Source organism: Methyloceanibacter stevinii (assembly GCF_001723355.1).
Taxonomy (GTDB): domain Bacteria; phylum Pseudomonadota; class Alphaproteobacteria; order Rhizobiales; family Methyloligellaceae; genus Methyloceanibacter; species Methyloceanibacter stevinii.
This window is the reverse complement of the sequence record NZ_LPWE01000013.1, coordinates 323,937-346,911: the sequence shown is the minus strand read 5'-3', so window position 1 is coordinate 346,911 and position 22,975 is coordinate 323,937. Positions and strand designations below refer to the sequence as shown.

23 protein-coding genes are annotated in these 22,975 nt (G+C 62.7%); 9 read left to right on the top strand and 14 right to left on the bottom strand.

From position 1 onward, the window contains the following. The first annotated feature begins 154 nt into the window (after positions 1-154). Complete coding sequence (locus AUC70_RS13735) at positions 155-3,280, top strand: efflux RND transporter permease subunit (protein ID WP_206599392.1); 3,126 nt, start codon at positions 155-157, stop codon at positions 3,278-3,280. Here AUC70_RS13735 and AUC70_RS13730 read toward each other — a convergent pair. The 5 genes from AUC70_RS13730 to AUC70_RS13710 form a co-directional block, all read right to left on the bottom strand. Further along, on the bottom strand, positions 3,262-4,410 hold the full coding sequence (locus AUC70_RS13730; protein ID WP_069445356.1) for an efflux RND transporter periplasmic adaptor subunit: 1,149 nt from the start codon (positions 4,408-4,410) through the stop codon (positions 3,262-3,264). The two genes, AUC70_RS13735 and AUC70_RS13730, sit on opposite strands and share 19 nt — an antisense overlap. Positions 4,411-4,916: 506 nt before the next feature. Beyond that, a complete protein-coding gene (gene msrB, locus AUC70_RS13725) occupies positions 4,917-5,420 on the bottom strand; it encodes a peptide-methionine (R)-S-oxide reductase MsrB (protein WP_069445517.1) in 504 nt (167 codons plus the stop codon). 278 nt (positions 5,421-5,698) lie between these two features. Then, positions 5,699-6,388, bottom strand: coding sequence for a sensor histidine kinase (locus tag AUC70_RS13720; protein ID WP_158007459.1), 690 nt, complete (start codon positions 6,386-6,388; stop codon positions 5,699-5,701). Between the two features lie 55 nt (positions 6,389-6,443). Next, on the bottom strand, positions 6,444-6,602 hold the full coding sequence (locus AUC70_RS13715; protein WP_108680786.1) for a DUF1328 family protein: 159 nt from the start codon (positions 6,600-6,602) through the stop codon (positions 6,444-6,446). A 96-nt stretch (positions 6,603-6,698) separates the two neighbouring features. Further along, on the bottom strand, positions 6,699-7,046 hold the full coding sequence (locus AUC70_RS13710) for a response regulator (protein WP_069445354.1): 348 nt from the start codon (positions 7,044-7,046) through the stop codon (positions 6,699-6,701). Between the two features lie 126 nt (positions 7,047-7,172). On the opposite strand from AUC70_RS13710, the gene AUC70_RS13705 reads away from it, so the two are divergent. Then, on the top strand, positions 7,173-7,382 hold the full coding sequence (locus tag AUC70_RS13705) for a DUF3309 family protein (protein WP_052464265.1): 210 nt from the start codon (positions 7,173-7,175) through the stop codon (positions 7,380-7,382). Positions 7,383-7,417: 35 nt separating this feature from the next. Here the strand turns inward: AUC70_RS13705 and AUC70_RS13700 are convergent, their stop codons facing one another. Beyond that, a complete protein-coding gene (locus AUC70_RS13700; RefSeq protein WP_069445353.1) occupies positions 7,418-8,209 on the bottom strand; it encodes a response regulator in 792 nt (263 codons plus the stop codon). A gap of 236 nt (positions 8,210-8,445) precedes the next feature. Here AUC70_RS13700 and AUC70_RS13695 point away from each other — a divergent pair, with 236 nt between their 5' ends. After that, a complete protein-coding gene (locus tag AUC70_RS13695; RefSeq protein ID WP_069445352.1) occupies positions 8,446-8,688 on the top strand; it encodes a NepR family anti-sigma factor in 243 nt (80 codons plus the stop codon). 1 nt (position 8,689) lies between these two features. Beyond that, positions 8,690-9,247: a sigma-70 family RNA polymerase sigma factor gene (locus AUC70_RS13690; RefSeq protein WP_069445351.1), complete on the top strand. Its 558-nt coding sequence runs from the start codon at positions 8,690-8,692 to the stop codon at positions 9,245-9,247. On the opposite strand, the gene AUC70_RS13685 is transcribed toward AUC70_RS13690, so the two are convergent. Together AUC70_RS13685 and AUC70_RS13680 are read right to left on the bottom strand one after the other, a co-directional pair. Continuing rightward, complete coding sequence (locus tag AUC70_RS13685) at positions 9,244-9,678, bottom strand: AEC family transporter (RefSeq protein WP_141702136.1); 435 nt, start codon at positions 9,676-9,678, stop codon at positions 9,244-9,246. The two genes, AUC70_RS13690 and AUC70_RS13685, sit on opposite strands and share 4 nt — an antisense overlap. 124 nt (positions 9,679-9,802) lie before the next feature. After that, a complete protein-coding gene (locus AUC70_RS13680; RefSeq protein WP_069445349.1) occupies positions 9,803-10,213 on the bottom strand; it encodes an AEC family transporter in 411 nt (136 codons plus the stop codon). 395 nt (positions 10,214-10,608) lie between these two features. Here AUC70_RS13680 and AUC70_RS13675 point away from each other — a divergent pair, with 395 nt between their 5' ends. Continuing rightward, positions 10,609-11,094 carry a hypothetical protein gene (locus AUC70_RS13675; protein WP_141702135.1) on the top strand — a complete coding sequence of 162 codons (486 nt, stop codon included), beginning with the start codon at positions 10,609-10,611 and terminating at the stop codon, positions 11,092-11,094. Between the two features lie 132 nt (positions 11,095-11,226). Here AUC70_RS13675 and pabB read toward each other — a convergent pair whose 3' ends face one another. From pabB to AUC70_RS13645, 6 genes are all read right to left on the bottom strand, one after another. Next, positions 11,227-13,050 (bottom strand): aminodeoxychorismate synthase component I, encoded by a 1,824-nt coding sequence (gene pabB, locus AUC70_RS13670; protein WP_069445347.1) that lies wholly within the window; start codon positions 13,048-13,050, stop codon positions 11,227-11,229. A gap of 92 nt (positions 13,051-13,142) precedes the next feature. Then, complete coding sequence (locus AUC70_RS13665; protein ID WP_069445346.1) at positions 13,143-13,946, bottom strand: formylmethanofuran dehydrogenase subunit C; 804 nt, start codon at positions 13,944-13,946, stop codon at positions 13,143-13,145. Continuing rightward, positions 13,943-14,851, bottom strand: a complete 909-nt coding sequence (fhcD, locus tag AUC70_RS13660; RefSeq protein ID WP_193427323.1) for a formylmethanofuran--tetrahydromethanopterin N-formyltransferase — start codon at positions 14,849-14,851, stop codon at positions 13,943-13,945. Before fhcD ends, AUC70_RS13665 begins: the two co-directional genes overlap by 4 nt. A 1-nt stretch (position 14,852) precedes the next feature. Next, positions 14,853-16,490, bottom strand: coding sequence for a formylmethanofuran dehydrogenase subunit A (locus AUC70_RS13655; protein WP_069445345.1), 1,638 nt, complete (start codon positions 16,488-16,490; stop codon positions 14,853-14,855). After that, a complete protein-coding gene (locus tag AUC70_RS13650; protein WP_069445344.1) occupies positions 16,490-17,563 on the bottom strand; it encodes a molybdopterin-binding domain-containing protein in 1,074 nt (357 codons plus the stop codon). Before AUC70_RS13650 ends, AUC70_RS13655 begins: the two co-directional genes overlap by 1 nt. 191 nt (positions 17,564-17,754) lie before the next feature. Next, entirely contained in the window at positions 17,755-18,141 is a 387-nt protein-coding gene (locus AUC70_RS13645; RefSeq protein WP_069445343.1) for a 4a-hydroxytetrahydrobiopterin dehydratase, read from the bottom strand. Between the two features lie 127 nt (positions 18,142-18,268). Between AUC70_RS13645 and AUC70_RS13640 the strand changes: the two genes are divergently transcribed. From AUC70_RS13640 to mch, 4 genes are all read left to right on the top strand, one after another. Further along, positions 18,269-18,652, top strand: coding sequence for a nuclear transport factor 2 family protein (locus AUC70_RS13640; protein WP_069445342.1), 384 nt, complete (start codon positions 18,269-18,271; stop codon positions 18,650-18,652). Between the two features lie 36 nt (positions 18,653-18,688). Further along, positions 18,689-19,744, top strand: a complete 1,056-nt coding sequence (locus AUC70_RS13635; RefSeq protein ID WP_083241587.1) for a beta-ribofuranosylaminobenzene 5'-phosphate synthase family protein — start codon at positions 18,689-18,691, stop codon at positions 19,742-19,744. A 112-nt stretch (positions 19,745-19,856) separates the two neighbouring features. Beyond that, a complete protein-coding gene (locus AUC70_RS18660) occupies positions 19,857-21,953 on the top strand; it encodes a methylene-tetrahydromethanopterin dehydrogenase N-terminal domain-containing protein (RefSeq protein WP_342022438.1) in 2,097 nt (698 codons plus the stop codon). A gap of 42 nt (positions 21,954-21,995) precedes the next feature. Then, the gene (gene mch, locus AUC70_RS13620; protein WP_069445339.1) at positions 21,996-22,961 is read left to right on the top strand and encodes a methenyltetrahydromethanopterin cyclohydrolase; all 966 of its coding nucleotides are present in this window, start codon (positions 21,996-21,998) and stop codon (positions 22,959-22,961) included. Positions 22,962-22,975: the final 14 nt, after the last annotated feature.

The following is a 22,975-nucleotide window of genomic DNA, read 5'->3' as shown; positions in this document are numbered from 1 at the left end:
GACTCTGGGCAGAGAATATCATCCTACCTTCCGACTTTTTCATCTGATAACCCGCGCCCATCACGTTATGGTCGCGTGGGGCGATCACTTCAGGCCATGCGTTGGCCACGGTGCGTGACGGCGCAGCCCGACGGCGCGCCGGGGGAGCATGGTCTTGAGCGCGTTTTTCATCAGCCGGCCGATCTTTGCGACTGTCCTTGCGATCGTGATCGTCGTGCTGGGCGCCGTTTCCATGCCATTCCTGCCAATCGGCCAATATCCCCCCATCGCGCCGCCCACGGTCGTGGTGTCCGCGATGTTCACGGGCGCCAACGCCCGCGCGGTCGAGGACAGCGTCACCACGCCTCTCGAAGAACAGATCAACGGTGTCGAAGGCATGGTCTATATGTCTTCGGTCAGTTCCGATGACGGCACGTCGACGATCACGGTCACGTTCGAGACCGGGTACGATCTCGATATCGCCGCGGTCGATGTTCAGAACAACGTCGAAATCGCATCGTCCCAACTGCCCGACGAAGTCGTCCAGGCCGGCGTCACCGTGACGAAGCAGTCGAGCGACATCACGCTCGCGCCGAACCTGTATTCGCCCGACGACCGCTACGACACGCTGTTCATCAGCAACTACATCACGATCCACATCCTCGACGTCATGAAACGCATTCCCGGCGTCGGCGAGGTGCAGATGTTCGGCGAGCGCACATTCGCCATGCGCATCTGGCTCGATCCCCAGAAGATGGCGAGCCTCGGCGTGACCGCCGAGGACGTAACCAAGGCCGTTTCCGACCAGAACCAGGTTGTGGCCGCCGGCGCCCTCGGGCAACAGCCGGCCCCGGAGGGACAGGTGTTCCAGTTCACCTTGTCGACGCTGGGACGACTGCAGACGGCCGAAGAGTTCGGCGACATCATCGTCCGCGCCGAGTCCGACGGACGCATCGTGCGGATCAAGGACATCGGCCGAGTGGAACTGGGCACCGAAGTCTACGACGAGACGGCCAATGTCGACGGCCAGCCCGCCCTGCCCTTCGGGATCTTCCAGCTTCCCGACGCCAATGCCATAGACCTTGCGGATGAGGTCGAGGCGGAGATGGCGCGGCTGTCCGAGCGGTTTCCCGAAGGCCTCGAGTATGAGATCATCTACGACACGACCCGCTTCATCCGGGCGTCGATCAAGGAAGTGCTGACGACGCTCGGCTTTGCCATCGCCCTGGTCGTCTTCGTCATCTTCATGTTCCTGCACGGGCTTCGCACCACGCTTATTCCGGTCGTGACGATCCCGGTGTGCCTCATAGGAACACTCGCCGCGCTCCTTGCTGTCGGTTTCTCGATCAACACGCTGACGCTGTTCGGCATGGTGCTTGCGGTCGGTCTGGTCGTCGACGACGCCATCGTCGTCGTCGAGAACGTCGCGCGAAACCTCGAGAGCAAGACCATGGAGGTCCATCAGGCCGCCAACGAGGCCATGAAACAGGTCACGGGGCCCATCGTCGCAACGTCGCTGGTTCTCATGGCCGTCTTTGTCCCCGTTGCTTTCACACCGGGGATCACGGGCGGGCTCTACAAGCAGTTCGCCCTGACGATCGCTTTCGCCGTCGCGATCTCTGCGTTCAACTCGCTGACCTTGAGTCCCGCGCTTTGTGCCGTGCTGCTCAAAAACGAGGCCAAGAAGAAACACAAGCTGTTTGCGTGGTTCGACAAGGGCTTTACGCGGCTCAACGAGGGCTACGAGCGGCTCGTCGGGATCCTGATCAAGGGCTGGGTGGTGGTGGTCGTCTTGTTCCTCGTGGCCCTGCTTGTCACGGGCTATCTCTTCAAGACGGTGCCGACGGGCTTCGTCCCGCCGGAGGATCAAGGCTACTTCATCGTGCTCCTGCAAACGCCCGAAGGAACCTCGCTCCAGCGCACACAAAAGGTCATGGAGCAGGTCGAGAAAGACCTGATGGCGACGCCGGGGGTGTCGCATGTGATTGCGTTTGGCGGCTTCAGCCTGCTCAACTCGAACTCGGCGCCCAACACGGCATCGCTGTTCGCCATCCTCAAACCCTGGGACGAGCGCAAAGCCGCCGACGAGCAGCTCCTGACGCACATCCTTCCGACACTGAATGCCAAGTTCGCTACGTTTGCCGAAGCGGAGGTCGACGCGGTCAATCCGCCGTCAATCCCGGGGCTCAGCGCGACGGGGGGATTCCAGTTCGAACTCCAGGACTATGGCGGCGGTACGTTGACCGAACTTGAGAGCGTGACCCAGGCCTTCATCGCTGAGGCGTCAAAGCGCCCCGAACTCCAGGGCTTGTTCACGACGTTCTCCGCGCGGACTCCCGGTTACCGGATCGACGTCGACCGCAACAAGGTTCTCAGCCAAGGCGTCTCCCTCAATGAGGTCTTCACGGCGCTGCAGGTCTATCTCGGCGGCTACTACGTGAACGACTTCAACAAATTCGGCCGCGTCTACCGCGTCTATCTGCAGGCGGAGAAGGATGCCCGCGCGCTGACCACGGACGTTTCGAAGATTTATGTGAGAAACGACAAAGGCGACATGATCCCCTTGAACGGGCTTGTCACCCTGAACGCGGAGGTCAGCGCCCGCAATATCAGCCACTACAACCTCTTCAGGTCGGCGCCGATCAACGGATCGCAGGCGCCCGGCTACAGCTCTAATCAAGCCATCCAGGCCATGGAAGCCGTGGCGGCGGACGTCCTGCCGAACACCATGGGCTATGAGTGGACCGGCAACGCCTATCAGGAAATCAAAGCCGGGAACGTGCTGCCGTACATCTTCGTCCTGGCCCTTCTCATGGTCTTCCTGTGCCTCGCCGCGCAGTACGAGAGCTGGTCCATGCCGTTCGTCGTGATCCTCGCGGTACCGCTCGCTATGCTGGGCGCTCTCGGCGCACAGGCCTTACGCGGATTGAGCAACGACCTTTACTGCCAGATCGGTCTCATCATGCTCATCGGCTTGGCGAGCAAGAACGCCATTCTTATCGTCGAGTTCGCCCGCCGCCGCCGCGCCGAAGGCTATCCATCGAAGGAGGCTGCAATCGAAGCGGCACGGATCCGGTTGCGGCCGATCCTGATGACCGCGTTCGCCTTCATCCTCGGCGTGACGCCCCTGGTGTTCAGTACGGGTGCGGGATCGAGCGCGCGGCACTCGCTCGGCACGGCGGTGTTCGGCGGCATGTTCGCCGCGACCATCCTGAGCCTGTTCGTGGTCCCGGTCTTCTACGTGCTGGTCGAACGGCTACGGACCAGACATGCTCAACCCTCTCAACCGTCAGAGGCCTGAGCATCCTGTTTGTCCGCCCCCGTCTTTCCGGAGGCCTTGGTTCCCGGCGTCACAATCTCGACCTGCGCGCCCGCATGGACCTTCTGTAGGCCCGTTATGACGACCCGGTCGCCCGGCTTGACGCCCTTCTCGATGACGTAGCTCGACTCGTATTCAGGGCCGATCGTGACGCTCTGCCGGTTCACCTTGTCGTCCTTGCCGACCACGTAGACGTAGTGCCCGCCCTCGTCCTGGGCCACGGCCTTCGCCGGGATCAGGAGGACTTGGTGCTTGTCCGCAAGCGTGACCTTCGCCGTCACGAACTGACCGGGCCGCTGGGTCTTGTCGGGATTGGGGATCACCGCACGCATCTTGATGGTGCCGGTATTGGGATCGACTTGGTTGTCCACGAAGTCGACGGCGCCTTGATAGGGGAACTCCGTGCCGGACGTCAGCACCATGGAAACCTTCAGCGGGCCCTTCGCCTGGAACGGTACCATCTTCTGATAGTCTTCTTCGCTCGGGCTGAAATAGACATAGATCGGATCGAGTTGCACGAGCGTCGTAAGCAGCGTCTCTTCCGCGCTTACGAGGTTGCCGATATTGACGAGCGTGTTGCTCACGCGTCCGTCGATCGGCGCGGTGACGGTTGCATAATCCAAATTGAGCTTGGCGTTCTGCAGCGCCGCCTGACTGGCCGCCAACTCGCCTGCCGCCTCGATGGCTTCGGCACGCGTGGATTCGTACTTTTGGACCGATGCCGTGCCTTCGTCTTTCAGCTTCTCGTAGCGCGTAAGCTGTTCCTTCGCGAAATCCAGCCGCCCCTGGTTCTGCTCGAGCTCTGCCTTGTTCTGATCTACCTCGGCTTGAAACGGCCGCTGGTCGATCACGAACAGCACGTCGCCCTTTTTGACGTCGGCCCCTTCAGTGAACGGCCGTTCCGTCAAATAGCCTTGGACCTTGGCGCGAACGTCGACGAGCTTGACCGCCGCCGTCTGGCCCACAAACTCCTCGACGAGCGGGATCTCGGCGGACGCCGCACTGGCGACTTCGACCTGCTGCTTGGAGGCTTGGTCCAGCTTGGCGTTGCCCCCGTCGCACCCGGCAAGGAGAAGCGGCAGGCAGAGCGCGGCCCAAACAGGCCCCGGCAAGCGCCCTAGCGCCTGTCGCCGCCCGTGCGGGCGCTCATGACGAAGACGTCGCATTTCCATTTCCGTGAAACTCATGCGCCGATCCTACTTTCTTGGCGCGGTCCGGCAAAGGGAAACGGAATTGTCGGTGATCAGGCCGTTCACGCTCGCCGAGTAGCACGGCGGGGCGAGCGGTTTGATGACGGAATGGCCTGTCGGTCTCGCGCGCTACCTGACATAGCGCGAACCCATTGAAACCAAATGAGAGGATGGGGCGTGGCGGGACATGGTGCGTCTTCCGACGCTGCCGACCTGAGTACGAGCGGGGGGAGCCGAGCCCGACTCCCTCACCCCCGTATTACCCGTACGGCGAGCGGGGTACGCATTACAGACCCCGCCACGGGATCAGAACGTGCACCTTTAGGCTTGGTTCCCGAAAACCGCAGCCCCAATCGCAAAAAGAATCGGCGCGGCCTCGAACGAAGCCACGCCGCAGTCGGTCAGGGAGGAAAAAAGAATAGGTGGCTCTAAGCCGGTACGAACTTGAGCGAAACGCCGTTGATGCAGTAGCGCAAACCGGTGGGTTTCGGCCCATCATTGAAGACATGACCGAGATGCCCGCCACAGCGGCGGCAATGCACTTCGTCGCGCGACATGCCCCAACTAAAGTCCTGCTGAACCCCGACATTGCCTTCGATCGGCGCGTAGAAGCTCGGCCAGCCAGTGCCGGATTCGAATTTGGTTTCCGACTTGAAGACCGGGAGGTCGCACCCGGCGCAGACAAACGTCCCTTGCCGCTTCTCCTTGTTCAGCGGGCTGGTCCAGCGCGCCTCGGTGTCCTCCTCGCGCAACACCGCGTATTGCTCGGGCGTCAGTATCTTGCGCCACTCCTCCGGTGTTTTCGTAATCTCGAATTTGCCGTCCGCAGCGGCGGTCGCCGGCGAACCATGCCCGCGCAGCAGAACCGCGCCGCCAGCCGCAGCCGCCGCAACGCCGGCGGTGCCGAGTAGAATCTGTCGTCGCGATACCATCATGGCTCCTTCCCCATTGGCGGCTGTCGTGATCGTCAAAGCCAATGGATATGACTAGAATCTAAGGATTGCCGGCCGACCTTCAATTCAACTTCGGCGCACAGCTGTTCACGAGCGCTTTATCGGGGGCCCCGGATGAGGGGCCGAAATAAGGGCCGAAGCGCCCTACCCCCGCGAGGTGATGTGGGAGGCCGGAATCACGATCTCACAGCGCACGCCCTCGACCGGGAAGGACAAAGCGACTTTGCCGGCAAGGGCTTGGCCGACAATGTTCTCGATCATCGCGCGCCCGAAACCCGAACTGGACGGCGTCTCCACGTCCGGGCCGCCGCTTTCGGCCCAGACCAGCTTGAGGCTTTCTCGTCCTCGCAGACCTGCCAGCCCACATGTACTGCGCCTTCCGGCTTCGATAGCGAGCCGTATTTCTCCGCATTCGCGGTCAGCTCGTGCAACGCCATGCCAAGGTTGTGAACGGCTTCGGGCTTCAGCACGACGTCCTCGCCCTCGATCGTGACCTGTTTGCCGGGGCCATCCATATGCTGTTCCAGCTGCTGTTCCACCAGCATGCGCAACGAGGCTCCATGCCAGTCGTCCGCGACGAGAAGGTCGTGGGACATCCCGATCCCGTGGAGCCGTGCGCCGAACCGGTCGAGAAATTCGTCGACGGTGGCCGTCTGCCGAGCCGTCTGGCGGGCAATGGCCTGGATCACGGCCAGAAGATTCTTGGACCGGTGCGTCAGTTCACGGAGCAGAAGCCGAAGCTGCTGTTCGCTGGCGGATCGCTCGACCCCGAACTGCTTTTCCGCCTCGGCCAGTTCCTGCGTGCGCCGCTCGAGGTCGTCTTCCAGCTGTTGCCTGGCGGCCTCGCGCGTCTGCCCGTTCTTGCGCGCGACAAGGAGGTAGATCAGCAGCCCGCAGGCCAAGAGAACACCGACCACGGTGAGAACCGTCCCCGAAGCCATGGTCATATGCGCCTGCATAGAGAATGCGCCGCTCACAGAAAGACCCGCGTATCTGCCCCGGCTAAACGAGTGCCGCGATCAGCGTGACCAGGAACACAAGGAGGAAGATGAAGAACAGGACCCGTGCGACACCGGCCGCCGCCGATGCGACCCCGCCGAAACCGAACACGCCGGCAATCAGCGCCACGACCGCAAAAATTATCGCCCAGGTCAGCAACATCTGTGATCCTACCCGCCGTTCGTCCGCGCCAAGTTCCACCCGCGACTGCGCCTACGCCAAACGCATCACCACCCGAATTGTTGCACGGCGCGGTTGTCAAAACCCGGCGACCGCCGCGAGGATCTCCTGGTCCGTGAACGGCTTTCGAACCAGAGGCGCCGCATTGTGAGCCGGCGGCAGGCTCTCGCGCCCATAACCGCTGACAAAGGCAAACGGCAGCCCGCGCGTTGCCAGGACATCCGCGATACGGCTGGCGGATTCACCGCCAAGATGCGCATCGAGCAGAGCGCCGCGTAATGGACGGCTCTGGATCGCGCTCAACGCATCGCTGACCGTGCTCGCGGGACCAACGACCGCCAGCCCCGCATTCTCGAGGGCCGCCACGATATCGAGTGCAATGAGAAACTCGTCCTCCACAACAAGGATGGGATTTGGATTGATCACGTCTAATCCTTCCTGCGCCTCGAGCGGGCACTGTCCCTACGGAAACGTGGGGACCGGCAATCGGTTTCGCCAGTCAGGCGGATAATTGCGGACCGCCGAAGCCTAGCGCCATACGGAAAATAGTCTATGGTCGGCGCGATCCCGAGGGTCATCGCGAAGAACCACGCTCAGAGAGACGAAATGGGCTCGACAATTCTCCTCATCATCCTGGTCGCGGTTTTGCTCGCCGTATTACCGGCCTGGCCCTATAGCCGCGCCTGGGGCGCGTTCCCGGCTGGTCTCGTAGGTTTGATCATCGTCTTGCTGCTCGTGCTGAAGTTCCTCGGCAAGATTTAGCGCCGCGAGACGTCAATACGCGTCGCCGCTACTAATCAGCTCTTGCGTTTGGCGTGCTGCTCGAAGAACAGCGCCTGAGAGACGATCGCCTTCACCGTATCGGGTTGATAGGGCTTGGTGATCAGGAAGGCCGGCTCGGGACGCTCGCCCGTGAGCAGCCGGTCCGGATAGGCCGTGATGAAGATCACCGGCACCTCGAACGAGCCCAAAATCTCATTGACCGCGTCAAGCCCCGAACTGCCGTCGGCAAGCTGAATATCGGCGAGAACCAATCCCGGCTTCTTGCTCGACGCCGCATCGACCGCCTCGGCATGGGTCCGGGCGACCCCCGCCACCTGGTGCCCCAGCCCCTCCACGATCGCCTCGAGGTCCATGGCGATCATCGGCTCGTCCTCGATGATGAGCACGTCGGTTGCGACCTGCGCCGCAATCTCCCGGCCGGCATCGTCCAACAGCGCCTGGACATTGCTGGGCGTGGTGTTGAGGATGTCGGCGGTCTCGTCGACCGAAAATCCTTCTACCGAGCAAAGCACGAAGGCCTGCCGGGCCAGCGGTGTGATCTGTTCCAGCTGGCGGTCGACCGGCGAGTCTCCCCGGTCGAAAACCTCGGTCTTGAGATTCAGTCCGACGGAATTCCACATGCTGACGAATGTACGGTAGAGCGCGACCCGGGGATCGAGACCGTTGTCGAACAGGGACGGATCCTCCGCCAAGACCTGTAAGGTCGCCGCGACATAGGCGTCACCCGCTGTCTGGGAGCCAGCGAGGGCACGCGCGAAGCGCCTGAGCAACGGCAAATGCGGCGCGATGGTCTGAGACAACTGCATGGAACGGTGATCCCCAAAAGAGCCTGAGATACTGGCCAATCGACCGCCCATTGTCTCACACACGGAGGCGAAAGAAACAATGCGCTGGATCGCTGCCAGGCAAAAAGCTGCCACGAAACTTTGGCAAAATCGTCTTGAGCTTGGAACCGATTGAAGGATTGCGGGTTTTTCCGGTGCAGATGTACAGCGGTTATCGGTTACAATCGGCGTGCTGATCGTACCGATAAGGAACCGTTGTGACCGAAGACGATAAGGACAAGGCTCAAAGGCGCATGTCTGTCGACGCCAGTAAGAGCACCCAGCGGCCAGACGATGGCATCGTCGAGCCTGCGGCCCAGCCGGATGCAAGTATGTCCCCCGCCCTCCAAGCCCATATCGGCCGGCAGGTTCGAGCGATGTTCGATTCTGTCGCCGAGGAACCGGTTCCCGAGCACCTTTTGAGGCTTCTCAAGGATCTCGACGACAGCGGAGAGAAGTAACTTGCCAGAGACCGTTTCACCGGGCCTCAAAGACGCACTCGTGGCCCAAATCGGCAGCCTGCGGGCCTTCGCCGTGTCGCTCTGCGGCGACCGCGAACGGGCCGACGACCTCGTGCAGGAGACGCTCTACAAGGCGTGGAACAACCTGTCGTCGTTCCAGGAGGGAACGAACCTCAAGGCCTGGCTCTTCACGATTCTCCGGAACACGTATTTTTCGGAACGCCGCAAGAAGAAGCGCGAGGTCGAGGACGTCGATGGCGCTTACGCGGCGAAGCTCTCGTCGATCCCCGAGCAGCACGGCCATATGGACATGCGCGACTTCGAGGAGGCACTGGCGGAGCTTCCCGACGATCAACGTGAGGCCCTCGTCCTGGTCGGCGCGGCCGGATTTTCTTACGAGGAAGCCGCGGAAATTTCCGGGTGCGCCGTCGGCACGATCAAGAGCCGCGTCAATCGCGCCCGCCGGCGGATCGCTGAATCACTGAACATCGATGCCGACGAAGACGGCCCGTCCGACCTGGTCGGCACCGACACCGTGCCTGCCTCCCGAAGCGCCTAGCCTATAATCCAAATAAACAGGCTGATCGTCAGCAACGAGCCGAACGTGCTGATCAGCAGCGCCGACGCGGCCTCCGGAATGGCCGTGCGGAACTGCACTGCCAGCATTACCACGAGCGCGACCGCAGGCAGCGCCGTCGTCACGACGGTTTGGCCCAGAATCGGATTTTCAAAGCCCAGCGCCAGCATTCCCAGGCAGACCAGCGCCGGTTGCAGCACGTTCTTGATGAACACGAGACTTAGAACGGGCACGCTGAGCTTCACCTTGTAGCCGGCAAGGATGATCCCCGACGCGAACAAGGCTACGCCCGACGAGGAATGTCCGAGCAGCGACAAGGACTGGTCGACGACTTGCGGGAGGTCGACGCCGAGAAGCACCATGAGGACCCCTGCGCTCGGAAGCCAAACGATCGGCTGTTTGAGCGACTTCATGATCGTTCCCGGAATATCGACGCGATGCGCCGGCGCCGTTGACGCCCCGTCCGCCCCTGCCAGTGCCTGTTGGCCCCGCGCCGCATCGAGTTCCAATAGACGAGCGTGGCCGGGAGGAGGAAGATCACGATGATGATACTGCGACCGCAATGGGAATGTTCGCGGTCGCACCGTAGAGGTAGCCCAGGACGGGAACGCCAACGAAAGCCGTGCTCGGCCCCGACGCCATCAACGCACGAAGGGCGCTCAAGCCCGGCGGATGACGAAAAAGGAAAATGGCAACCAGAAGCACGAATACGTATGTGCCGACGATCGCGGCGAGGAGGAAAATCAGGAGCGGAACACTGCCCAGCAAATCCGCGCGTCCAGCACCGAACACACCGACGAACAAGGCCAACGGCAGGGCATAGGTCATCACCATACGGTTGAGCGTCGGCACCTCGTCTTGCGAGAAATCGTGATGCCAGGCGGCGAAGTAGCCGAGCATGATGGTGATGATCGCTGGAAGCAGCGCGCTGAGAATCTGTCCTAGCATTGGTCCCCCGAAATGATTTGAAACGCCGTTCCCCGCGCTGCGCCGCGTGAAGCCTGGGCTCGTCCCTGCCCCGGCTGCACACCCCGCAGGCTACAACAGGTGACCTTCAAATCATCACCGCCCCCTTGATGTCTGGCCCGACAGACCAAATGTGTAAGCCTCACCGGAAACACCCTGGAGGCTCCGAACGAGGCCCCGGTTCAGGATCGACCGTACCGCCCCTAAAGCGGCAGGTCTTGCTGTAAAGGCCAAGTTGGTCTTCCAGACCAAGGAATTGCGGGGAATTGTCCTATCGTCACTTGATTGCGCTACGACCACACTGACACTTGATTCTTCGTCCAAGCCTCAAGAGACCCGCCATGACCGATGATGTCCAAGAGACTGAGAAGATAAACATGACAGACAACACAGCGAAGACTGAGAAAGCCGCACTGGCCGACAAAGAGTGGAATGACCTGCAGCACGACCTGGAAACACTCGGCGACCAGGTTAAGGCCCTACGCGATCACGCCGGCGCCCTCGGCGAAACCGTTCTCGGCAATATGGAATTGCGCTTCCAGGATGTGCTGAGCCGCGCCAACGCCTATCGCAATACGACTGCTGCCCAAATTGAAGAGCTGCAGAAGATGGCGCTCGACCAAGCCGATCAGACGCAAGCCTCGTTGACCGAATCGAGTAAGAAGTCCGCCGCCATGGCCAAGGACAAGGCCCGCGAACTTTGGGACCGCGCCGAACCGCTTCGGCAGGGAGCCCAGGAAGTAGGCAACGGTTTTCTGCGGGCATGGTCCGAGATCGCCGCATCGTTCGGCAAGGCCGCCGAGAAGGTTCAGACGGAACGGACCAAGGACGGCGCGGACGACAAGAGTTCCAAGACGACCTGATATCAGGCGTCCTGAACGGACTGCGAGGGGAGTGCATCGCAGAGCGCACACCGGGAAAGCGCCCAGATCTTCGGATCTGGGCATTTTCTTTTTGGGGTTGCGTGTTGTTCCTTTCGGCAGCCCAGCGGGCGGTCAGCCCAAACGGTCCGGGTCCGGAGTCCCGGGAGCCTGCAAAAGCTCGGCTCGAACCAGCCCCCGAACCGAATTGCCGAGATAGACGCGATCGGCCTGCTTGAGGTCGGCCTCGGTCAGTACGGCTTCGCTAGCGGCGGCGCGCGGAAGGTCGAGGAGTTCCTCCCGCAACGTGCCGGGCAGGAGTCCGCAGCGGAGCGCGGGCGTGAACAAGCGCCCATCCCTTTCGACGAAGAGATTTGTCCGCGTGCCTTCCGTCAGCTCACCGCGCTTATTGAGGAAGACGACTTCATCGCACCCGGTGAGCTCCTTCTGCCGTTCCATCTCCCCATCGTAGAACTGGCGCCGCGTGGTCTTGTGGTAGAAGAACGGGTCCGTCTCATCGACGCGCTGGTCCGAGATGACGAACCGCCACACCGTGTCCTTGGTCGGCAACTCGATCTCCCGCGAGCTGACCTGCACTGTCCCGTCCTCGAACAACAGCAGACGCACCATGGCCACGGGCGACGTGATCTTGGCGGCTTCCGCATCCAAAGCCGAGACGACGGACTTCCGGTCGTAGCGGTAGCCGAAATGGGCCGCGGACGCCTGGAGGCGCAAGAGGTGCCGCTCGAGAAGGTGGTAGCCGCGCTCGCTCTGCCATCGCAGCGTTTCGATCAGCTCGAACGGGCCGCCGGACTCGGTCAGGAACTGCGCCTTGAGCAGGCATTCCGCGTGCTCGGAGTCTTCCTTCGAATCGGCGACGATGCCGCCGCCGATTCCCATCTCGCCCCTCCCGCCCGATAGAACCGCCGTGCGAATGGCCACGTTGAACTGGCACTCGCCGGAGGGCGCGATCGTTCCGATGGCACCGGTATAGATGCCGCGCGGCTCCTTCTCGACTTCGCGGATGATCTCCATGGCCCGCACCTTCGGCGCGCCGGTAATGGACCCGCAGGGAAACAATGCGCGGAGCATATCGGCAAGCTCCATGTCCGAGCGTAGCTCGGACGTAATCCCCGAGGTCATCTGGTGCACGGTGCGATAGGTTTCGACCGTGAACAGGTCGGTTACCTCCACCGAGCCGATACGCGAGACCCGCGCGAGATCGTTGCGTAGGAGATCCACGATCATGAGATTCTCGGCGCGCTGCTTCTCGTCCATGGCGAGCCAGGTCTTGAGGCGCGCATCCTCACGCGGGGTCCGGCCTCTCGGAGCGGTGCCCTTCATGGGCCGCGTGGAGAGCTGTTGGTTCTCGCGGCGGAAGAACAACTCCGGCGAGAGCGAGAGAACGGCAAGGTCCGGCGTTTCGATCAGCGCTCCATAGGCGACGAGTTGGCGCCGGCGCAGCGCCGCGTAGAGCGCGGTCGGATCGCCCTCGAAGTCGAACAGATATTTCTGCGTGAGGTTGATCTGGTAGACATCGCCGGCGGCGATGTAGTCCTGAACGGTCCGGAACGCGCGCCCGTACTCCTCCCGGGTCCAGGACAGCTCCAAATTCGAGATTTTGGCGTGCCCCGCCCCACCGCGCTCACCGAGCCAGTGCCGGACAGCCTCGTCCCCCATCCGTTTGGGTTCACCGTAGAGGCCCACCCAGAAAAGCGGCACAGCGCGGTTCGCAGGGATCAGCCCGGCCAGTTTCGGCTCGAGGCAATAGCCGAGCTCATAGGAGAAATAACCGGCCGCATGGAGACCGCGCGCCAGCCCATCGGAAATGCGCCGAAGCCCGGAATAAACGTCCTCCGGTCTGTCGACGCAGACGATCTCCTCGGCCTGCTCGAAGAGCAGGCTGCGCTCACCGGAGGTGAGACTGTCATCAAGAAGAACGAAGGGCGAAGACGTCATGGAAAAGTGCAAGGCGACCCAGCTTAAACGCCCAGCATAAAGGGGAAGCGTCCATCCGGCGTCAAGTGCCCGCCGGCGCGGGGCGCCCGGCCCTATTCGAGGATCAACATTTCCCCTTTGCCGAGAACAGCCATATCGCCCATGAGCCTGCGGGCGCGGCCGCCCAGGCGAATCCGCATGCCCTGCTCGCGCAGCCAGGTCTCCAGCAGGCGCAGGTAGTCGAACTCCATGACACCGCTGTCCACATAGGTCGGCATGAGGTGGCGCGGCTTGTCGGCGAAGATCAGACTGCCGCGGCGGTTGCCATAGCCTGCGTAGCGGCCCGCGCCGCCGCGAAGCAGAAGCGTGCCGGCAACCATCCGACCGCCAGCGTAGTCGCCCGCCTTGCCGCCGACCACGATGAGTCCGCGGCGCAGACGCTCGCCCAGAAGCGATCCCGCGTCGCCGCCGATGGAAATGAACCCGCCCTTCATGCCGAAGGTGTCACCGAAGGCGACTCCGCCGGCCTGGTCGCCCACGTCGCGCCGTACACTGATTTCACCGCCGGACATGCTCGCCCCGACGGAAACGCCGGCGCTGCCGTCCACCGCGATCTTGCCGCGCTTCATCTGCGCGCCGAGCAGCATACCGACATCACCGTCGACCACGATCTCGCCGCCGGCGAGCTTGGCGCCGATCTTGTCGCAGCGATCGTCGGTTCCTACAAAGTGAAGGTTCTGGACGTCCCTGCCTTTCACCTTGAAGGCGTCGCCCACCGTCAGAGTCTCCCGCGTCGTCGCGACCGACAACGCCTCGATCTGTTTACGGTTCAGCCCGTCGAGACGGCTTGGCACCAACGACGACAGGTCGAGCCGTTGCTCAGGCCGTCCCTTGAGCTCGAAACTAAGCGCGCTCACCCGACAATCTCCTTAAGATGGAAGTGATGGGGCCCGAGGTTGCCGCCGTAGTTGCCGGCCGTGATGTGGGTAATGCCCTCGCGCGCGCCACCCTTGGCAATCGCATGGAGGCCCTCATGCATGGCTTCATGGACCGCGTCCGCCGTCAGCCCGTCGATCACGATCTCCAAGACCGCTTCGGCGCTCGGCGGCAGCTCCGAATCCGCATGCCATTTCAGTCCCGGCGCATAAGCGTGATTGGTTGACGCGATCTGGCCCGCGTATTTGGAGCCGACCTTCGACCCAGACCGAACGATGCCGCCGGGAAACGGTGTGATGACATCCGGCACGTCGGCCATGGCCTTGACCGCTCGGGTGCAAGCCGCGAGCACTGCCTTGTGGGATTTGCCGACAACGAGAAGGTTGCCGCCGCCCACCGCCTTGGTCGTCATCCCGGTCTTTTCCTCGCAGACGAACTCGCCGCCCATGACGGGAATGCGCCAGTAGCGGCGTCCGCCGATGACTTTCGACATTTGCCAGCCGTCACCGAAGAAGCGCAAGGAGGAGCCGAGTTTCAGGCTCTTCTCGCCCTTGAGCCCCGCGTAGCACGCAGAGCCCGGGCTGGTCAGAACGCACTGCCCTACCCGGTTGCGCAGCTGCGTCTGCAGCATGTTCGCGTCCATGGTGAACAGCAGCACGGCCACGCCAGGGCGCCCGTCGGGCGTCTCGGACTTCGACAACGTGCGCTCGATCCCGCCTTCCGCGCCGCAAGCGATCACCGAAGTGGCGAAGCCTGTCATGGTGCGGGCGGAGATCATGGCCCACTCGGCGGTCGGCGCGGTGATGATGACGCGCGTGCCCACCATGGGGAAGGCTTCCGCGAACGTCTCGACAATGGTGACGCCTTTGACTTTCAGCTCTGGCATGTCAGCTCGCACAACGAATGGTCGCGAACCGATCGGGACGATCGGGAACGGTTTCGGTCACGCCGAACCATGACGGGTCGGCGCCATAATAGGTGTCGTAGAAGGAACGCACGCGCTTTTCGATCTGACGGTCGAAACCGGGATCCACGTGGTAGCAGCGGCCCCAGCTGACATCGACGACCGTGCCCTTCCGCACGACGAGCTTGCCGGACTTGAAGACGAGGTCGGCGGCGGCAAACATCTTCGTCTTGTTCTTCTGCTCGGTGTAGACGGCGACATCGGCGATCGCGCCCGGCGCCAAATGACCGCGGTCGGTCAGGCCCAACAATTTCGCCGGCGCAGCCCGCGTCATGATTGCCAATTCCGACAAGGTGATCTCGCGCGAAATGCCGGCCAGCCCCGATACCTGGCGCGAGGCCTCCGGCAGCGCGTCGAACCAGCGCGAGCGCTCCTTGCGGTCCATCAACAGATGGAAGATCTCCGGATAGCGCGTGAAGAGCGCACCGTTGGGATGATCGGTCGAGAACAGGACCCGCCACGGATCCTCAGCCAGCAGGAATATCTCGAGGCCGATGGCCCATTGCAGGGCGTTGACGAAGCTCTTCTTCTTGTAATTGTACGGCACCACGCCCGTGCCGTTCCCTTCGGCCTGGTTGATCACCCACTTTTTCGGGTTTGCGGCGCGGCGCCCGTCGAACTGGCGCAGCACGTCGCCGGAAATCGTGATGGTTTGACCGAACATCACCTGGCCCACGTCAACAGTCGCCTTCTTGTGCTTGTTGATCGCTTCCATGAGCTGCGGCGCGCCGGACGAGAAGCCCTTATCGCCTTCCTTGCCGTAGCCGTAGAACTGGATATGCGCCAGATGGATCGGGTGTCCTCCAGTCGCTTTCAGCGTCGCCACGGCCGTCTCCACGTTGCCGGCGATCCCAAGATTGTTCGTATGGACGTGAGGGGGATGCGGTACGCCCAGATCGGCGATGACTTGCTGCATCGCTTCGACGATGCCGCGCGAGGTCACGCCGTATTCGGGCACCTGCTCATCGAGATCGAACGTGCGCGCATTGAACTTGAAAGCCTCGGAGCCGCCGGCGTTGATCACCTTGAGGCCGAGCGCCTTCGAGTGCGCCAACGTCCAGGCGACGTAATCCTTCAGCTCGTCGCTCTTGACGTCGCCTTTACGAAGCAGGTTGAGCGTGTAGTCGTCATTCCCGAGCACCACCAAGCCCGCAACGTCGATGATCGGAATCGCAGCCATTTCCTTGTGGGCCTGAATCGCATGGGTCGGGATCATCGCCGGCTCGATCACCGTGGTGTAGCCCATCTCCGCGTAGCGGATGCCCGTCGCGTACGAGCCCCAGGCCGCAGGAGACGGACCGAAGGGTTGACCTTCCGAGGCGGCAATGAGCGGCAGCTCGGGCATCAACTGACGGCCGAGCGTCACATTGGTACCGGCGATGTGCGAGTGCACGTCGATCGCGCCCGCCATGACGATCTTGCCGGAAACGTCATGGACTTCGTCAGGCTCGCGACCCTCCGGCGCTGCAACGACGCGGCCGTTCTCCAGATAGACATCGCCCACGGAATCGCGATTGTTCGCGGGATCGATGACGCGGCCGCCCTTAAGCTGGATGAGCATCAAGCGGCTCCCTTTTCGTCGATCAGCATACCGATCTTATTCAACACGTCCGCCACGGTTGGCTTGTCGGACTTTGCGGACTTGGCCTTGACCACGCCAATGCCTGCGATGGGCGGCAGGTATAGCGCGGCATCGTGGTCGGCGGCGGCGGCGCCCACTTCGATCACTATATCGTCGCGGCCCGCCTTCACGGGCTTCGACGACAGCACGACGGACGGGACGCCCCGAAAGGCCCGCGTCGGCGGCGCTGCCTCGGCACCGTCCAAAGCGTCGATCCAGACGAGGGCATCGGCCTCACCGCTCTTGAGCAGGCGCTCCGTCTCGAACGCCCACATGTTGTTTTCAGGGATCTCCCCCGCGAAGCTCGTCCGTACCGGCAAAGCACAGGTCCAGATGGAACAGAGATTCACGCCGTCGCCGTTGCCGGGCGCGGACATCGCAAGCGTGGACGCGCGGGTCGTCTTGACGAGATAGCGAACGGTTTCGAGCACCGTATGCATGACCGGCTCTTCGAGCTCGGCCGGATCGTAGACGAACACGACGAACGCCGACTCCCGCAGCCTTTGTCCGGCCGAGAGGACTTTCTTGCCAAGCGCCGCGTCGCGCATCTCAAACGGCATCTCGCGTGTCGCGGCTCCCAGCAACGCCACAAGCTCCGGCAGCGGGTTCTTGCCGTCGATCTCGGTGGTGCGAATGCCTGCAGGCGTCTTGCCCTTCTTTGTGCCGACAACAATCAGTTCGCGCTTGTTGTCGCCGGGGCGCGGCAGGTTCTTGGCCGGAAACAGTTTTTCCAGGAGATCGGCATCGCGCTCGCGCGGGCCGTCGCCAATCAGAACGACGGTGTCGGCGCGATTGCGAACCTCGCCGAAGCTCGCCGGAGTCGAGCCGGTCTCGCGCATCACGCGCGCCGCGCGCGACGTGCCTTCACTCGCGGCATGGTCGACCACACCGCCGAGTTTCTGTGCCAGAGCCAGCGCCGCCGTAGCGCCATTCACGTCGGTAAAGAGACCGCCGAAGACCGGGAAACGTGCCTGTGCGAGTAAATCCGCTGCACGTTGGAGCGTGCTGTCCAAACTCGTTGTCCTCCCAGGCGCTTCTTCTTGAATCGGCTACAGAGATAAACAGGTGGCCCCGCGGGCGCAAGCGCAGCCAGTCCGGTTCGACGACAAATTTGCTGTTGGGCATCGCCAGATCGAGATCGATCGGCGCGCGAAGACAGCATTGCCTACGGACTAAGCACGCGAGAGAACGGCTAGCTCAACGGTTAGCTCTTGGGCTTGTCGTATTTGATGTAGGAGAACCGCATGTCGTCCTCAGGTGTCCCCTCCAGGGAACCGCCCTCGGCACCGGGCTGCCAGTGCACGACATCCTCGATTTTCTTGGCCAGTTCGAAGTCCTTGTCGGTGATTCCTTTTGCCGCATGGTTCATCAGCCGCACTTCGACCCAGGCGTAAGACGCGGTGATGTCCGGGTGGTGCCAAGCCGCTTCGGACAGATGGCCAATGGTGTTGATCACCATCAGCGTGCCCTTCCAGCTGTTGGTCTTGTACTTGCGGCGAATCCAGCCGTCTTCGAGATACCAATGAGGAAGCTCTTCTTTCAGACGTTCCTCGACCTCTGCCTCGCTGTAGCTGCGCTCTTTCGTTGCCATCGCTCTCTTCTTTTGAAACAGTGCGCCGCAACATCGGGAACCTTGCGCCGCTCATCAAATTGTAGCCACGCTGAGCATATCGGCGGGCCTCGAGCCGATCAATGGAGGCTGTTCGAAGGGAACGCGTATGCCCGATATTGAACGCAATAAAGAGACCGCGACGGCCTTCTATGACCTGGCCTTCAACCAGTGCCGGCCCGCCGAGGCGGTCGCGCGTTATGTTGGAGACACCTATATCCAGCACAACCCACACGTGAAGGATGGGAAGGACGGGTTTATCGAGTACTTTGAGGAAATGCAGCGCCGCTATCCCGGCAAGCGCGTGACCTTCAAGCGGATCCTGGCGGAGGGGAATTTCGTGGTCTTGCATTGTCTTCAGGAATGGCCCGGCGATCAGGACTGGATTGGCATCGACATTTTCCGGCTGGACGATGCCGGGAAGGTTGTCGAGCACTGGGACGTCCTTCAAGTTGCGCCGGAAAGTTCGGCCAACTCGAACGGCATGTTCTAGTGGTCAAGTTGTGGTGCCCAAGAAATCCCGGCCCTTATGGAAACGACGTTACCTGAGTTGTCCCAGTCCCAGACCGAGAACCATGACGAAACCCGCGACCCGGCCGTGTCGGTCGCCACGACGGCGCGTCTGCATTTCGGGTTCTTCGACCCCAGCGGGCGGACGGCGCGGCCCTTCGGCAGTTTCGGGCTGTCGCTCGACCGACCGTGGACGCGGCTGACCCTGCAGCGCGCACGCGACATCCTGGTTACCGGGCCGGAGGCGCAACGTGCGGCGCGCTATCTGGGCAAGATCGCGGAGGCCTACAGCATCGACCACGCCTATCGCTTGGACGTCACGGAGGCGATCCCCTCGCATGCCGGGCTCGGCTCCGGCACGCAGCTCGCGCTTGCGGTCGGCGCCGCCTTCGGGGCGCTGGAAGGGCTGGATCTATCCGCGCCCGCGATCGCGGACATCCTCGGACGGGGCGCGCGCTCCGGGATTGGCATCGCGACGTTCGAGGCTGGCGGTGCGGTCCTCGATAGCGGGCCTCGCGAAGGGGCTCTGCCGCGGCTCGTGGCACGAGTCCCCTTCCCTGAGCATTGGCGCGCTTTGCTGATCTTCGATCCGCAATCTAAGGGCCTCGACGGTGCGGACGAGGTGGCGGCCTTCGAGACTGCGCCCGCCTATTCCGAGGATGCGCGGGCGGCTCTGGAGGAACGGGTCCTGGAACGCGCCTTGCCGGCGCTCCAGAACGAGAATTTCGACGTCTTTTGCGAGGAGGTCGGATACCTGCAGGCGCGGATGGGCGACTATTTCGCGCCGAGCCAAGGCGGCATCTTCACCAGCCCGCGCGTCGGCGCGGTCCTCGAAGCCTTGCGGGCAGACGGCGTGACCGGGCTCGGTCAGAGTTCGTGGGGGCCGACAGGCTTTGCCTTTGCCGATTCGCAAGCCGAAGCGGAACGGCTGCTCGCCATCGCCACCGAGGTCGCGGACGCTCACGACGGTGGCTCCGACCTGGAACTGGTGATCGCCAAGGGGCGCAACGAAGGCGCCGAGATCACGTCCCCGCACCTGACCTCGGCCAGAAATCTGGGCTCAACGGACGTTTGAGGTTCTTTGCAGCCGCGCCCGATGTGCTAAAGCGGAAGTCATAAGAGCAACACACCCGGCCGAGCGCGTGGAGAAGCGCGCAGGCCGCATCAAGTCTGGGGAGATGGCAGCGATGGCCCCGCCACGTATTCTGCACATGATCACGCCGCTCAAATATATGAGCCCGTTCGACATCAACATGGGAATCGACGCCGGCTACGATCACGCCATTCCCTATACAAACGCCACGATCGAGGACATTTACGGCCTCGTGCAGGACGCCATCTTCTCCCGCAGTCCCGAGGGCATCAAACGCCAGGCCGTCTTCATCGGTGGTAAGCGCGCCATCGAGTCGCTCGACATGATGGACAAGGCCAAGAAGGCCATGGTGCCCCCGTTCGAGGTATCGGTGTTTGCCGATCCGGCCGGATCGTTCACGACGGCCGCAGCCATGGTGGCCTGCGCCAAGACGGCCCTCAAGAAGACCTTCAAGACCGACTTCAAGGACAAGCGCGTCATCGTCTATGGCGGCACGGGCGTGGTTGCCTTCGCCTCCGCTGTCATTGCATCCATGGACGGGGCCAAGGCGTTTCTCGTCGGCTATGACGGCCCGGAGCGCGTGCGCCGTCTCACCATGGAAGCCAATGACCGCTTCAACGTCGATCTCGGCTACGCCGACGGCACCACCGAGGAACAGAAAGAAGAACTCGCGCAGAGCGCCGACGTCATCTTCTCCGCCGGTCCCGCCGGGCGTCAGATCCTGGGCCTCGAGCAGTTCAAGCCCGCCAAGAACCTCAAAGTCGTCGCCGATGTGAACGCCGTTCCGCCGCTCGGTATCGAAGGTGTCGGCATTCAGGACAACGGCGTTCCTGTCGAGGGTGCGGACGGCGCTGTCGGCATCGGCGCGCTGGCGATCGGCGACATCAAGTACAAGACCGAGATCGGCATGTTCAAAGAGATGATCGAGCCGAAAAGCCCGTCTATCTCGACTTCCGCGCCGCTTATCGATTGGCTCAGGAGCTCACCTCCTAAATTGTCGGAGCCCGCGCGCGGTTCGCTCCTCATCGTCGCGGTCTCAGGCCGCGCGCTGGCCCGCGCCGCAGCCGATGCGGGCTACGTGCCGCTGGTCGCGGACTTCTTCGCCGACCTCGACACGCAGGCGCTCGCCCATACGGCGCGAAAAGTGCCCGGCGATATGGCGCGGGGTTTTCAGTGGGAGTCTCTGGAGCCTGTCCTGGACGCCCTTTGTGCGGAGGCGCCCTCCCCGCCGCTGGGCCTAGTCTATGGCTCGGGTTTCGAAGACCGGCCCGAGCTTCTGGATAGAATCGCGGCGCGGTGGATGCTCCTCGGCAACGAGGCCGCTACTGTCTCCGCAATCAACGATCCGGGGCGCTTTTTCGCGGTGCTGACACGGATGGCCATTTCGCACCCCGACACCCGCCTTGAGCCCCCGCCCGATCCCGAGGGCTGGGTTGCCAAGCGACCGGGCGGCGCCGGCGGCAGCCACATCGCACCGGCCCGCGACCGGCCAGCCGCAAGTAATGCGTATTTTCAAAGACTTGTCTCCGGACGGTCAGTCTCGGCCTTATTCGCCAGCGACGAAACGCAGGCGGCCGTTCTTGGCTTCAGCGAGCAATGGGGGGCACCGGCCCCCGGCAGGCCATGGCGCTATGGCGGCGCTGCGCAGCCGGCACTGCTTGGGGCCGAGGCCGCCGAACACATGGGCGAGATCGTCGCGCGGGTGACCACAGAGTTCCGGTTGAAGGGTCTGAACAGCGCCGATTTCCTGCTCGATGGCGATGCGCCGCTCTTGCTCGAGATCAATCCACGGCCCGGCGCAACACTCGATATCTTCGCGAGTACGGCGCTCCCGCTGATGGACATCCATGTGGACGCCGCACTGCACAATCGACTTCCGGCCCAAACTCCGGCCTTCGAAAGTGCTGCCGCATCCGTGATTGTCTTTGCGCCCGAAGCCCTCACGATTCCCCAAGCGATGGCGTGGCCGGACGGGGCCGCCGATTTGCCTAAACCCGCGGAACAGATCGACAAAGAGCGCCCGATATGCACTTTACTGGCGCGGGCGGAATCGGGGGATGAGGCTCGCAACCTCGTTCAAATGCGTGCCAGAGAGCTTCTGGCGGCATTGAACGTGGCCGAGAATCCATCGTACACGGATCGATTCTCCGCCCATAACGGACCGGTCGACGAGCGACGGGTCCGGGACTGACATGCGCAAAAAAAAGACGGCCCCGCGAAAACGAAGGAACCTATGACAAAACCAAGCTTGAATACTCAGGTCGCCCCGCTGGTGCGCGACCTGATCGACAATGCCGACGCCTTGCGGGTTGGCGTATCCAAAGGCTCTCTGGGGGAAACGCTGATCGACTGCGGCGTGGAATCGGTAGGTGGCCTCGAAGCGGGGCGTCGCCTCACCGAGATTTGCCTCGCCGGCCTTGGCGTCGTGTCCTTCGAGACAGCCAGCACCAGCGACAAATGGCCCTTCCTGATCTCCGTCCACACGAGCCAGCCGGTTCTCGCCTGCCTCGGCTCTCAATATGCGGGCTGGAGCATCTCGGGCAAGGATGCCGACGGCAAAGATTTCTACATGCTGGGCTCGGGTCCGGCCCGCGCGATGGGCTCGTCGGAGCCGCTCTTCAAGGAACTCGACTATCGCGACAAGGCGGAGACTGCGACCCTCGTGCTCGAGGCCGACAACGCACCCCCGGCCGCGCTCGTCGAGGACGTAGCCAAGGCCTGCGGCTTGCCGCCGGAGAAGCTCACCTTCCTGTTCGCGCCGACATCGAGCCTTGCGGGCTCGGTTCAAGTGGCCGGTCGCAGCTTGGAAGTCGCGCTTCACAAAGCCCATGAGTTGCATTTCCCGCTCGAGAACATTGTCGACGGCATGGCGACCGTGCCGATCCCGCCGCCGGTCCCCGGCTTCGTGGAAGCCATGGGCCGCACCAACGACGCCATCATTTATGGCGGCCGGGCGCAGCTCTATGTGGAAGGCGACGAGGCGGCGGCCAAGAAACTCGCCGAGGAACTGCCGAGCAAGAATTCGAAAGACTACGGCAAGCCGTTCGCCGAAATCTTCGCGGCCGTCAAAGGCGACTTCTATCAGATCGACCCCATGCTCTTCAGCCCGGCCAAGGTGACGGTGACGTGCCTGTCGACCGGCAAGAGCTTTGAAGGCGGCGCCATCGATGAGGCCGTCCTCAATCGGTCGTTCTCGTAAGAGACAATCGAGGG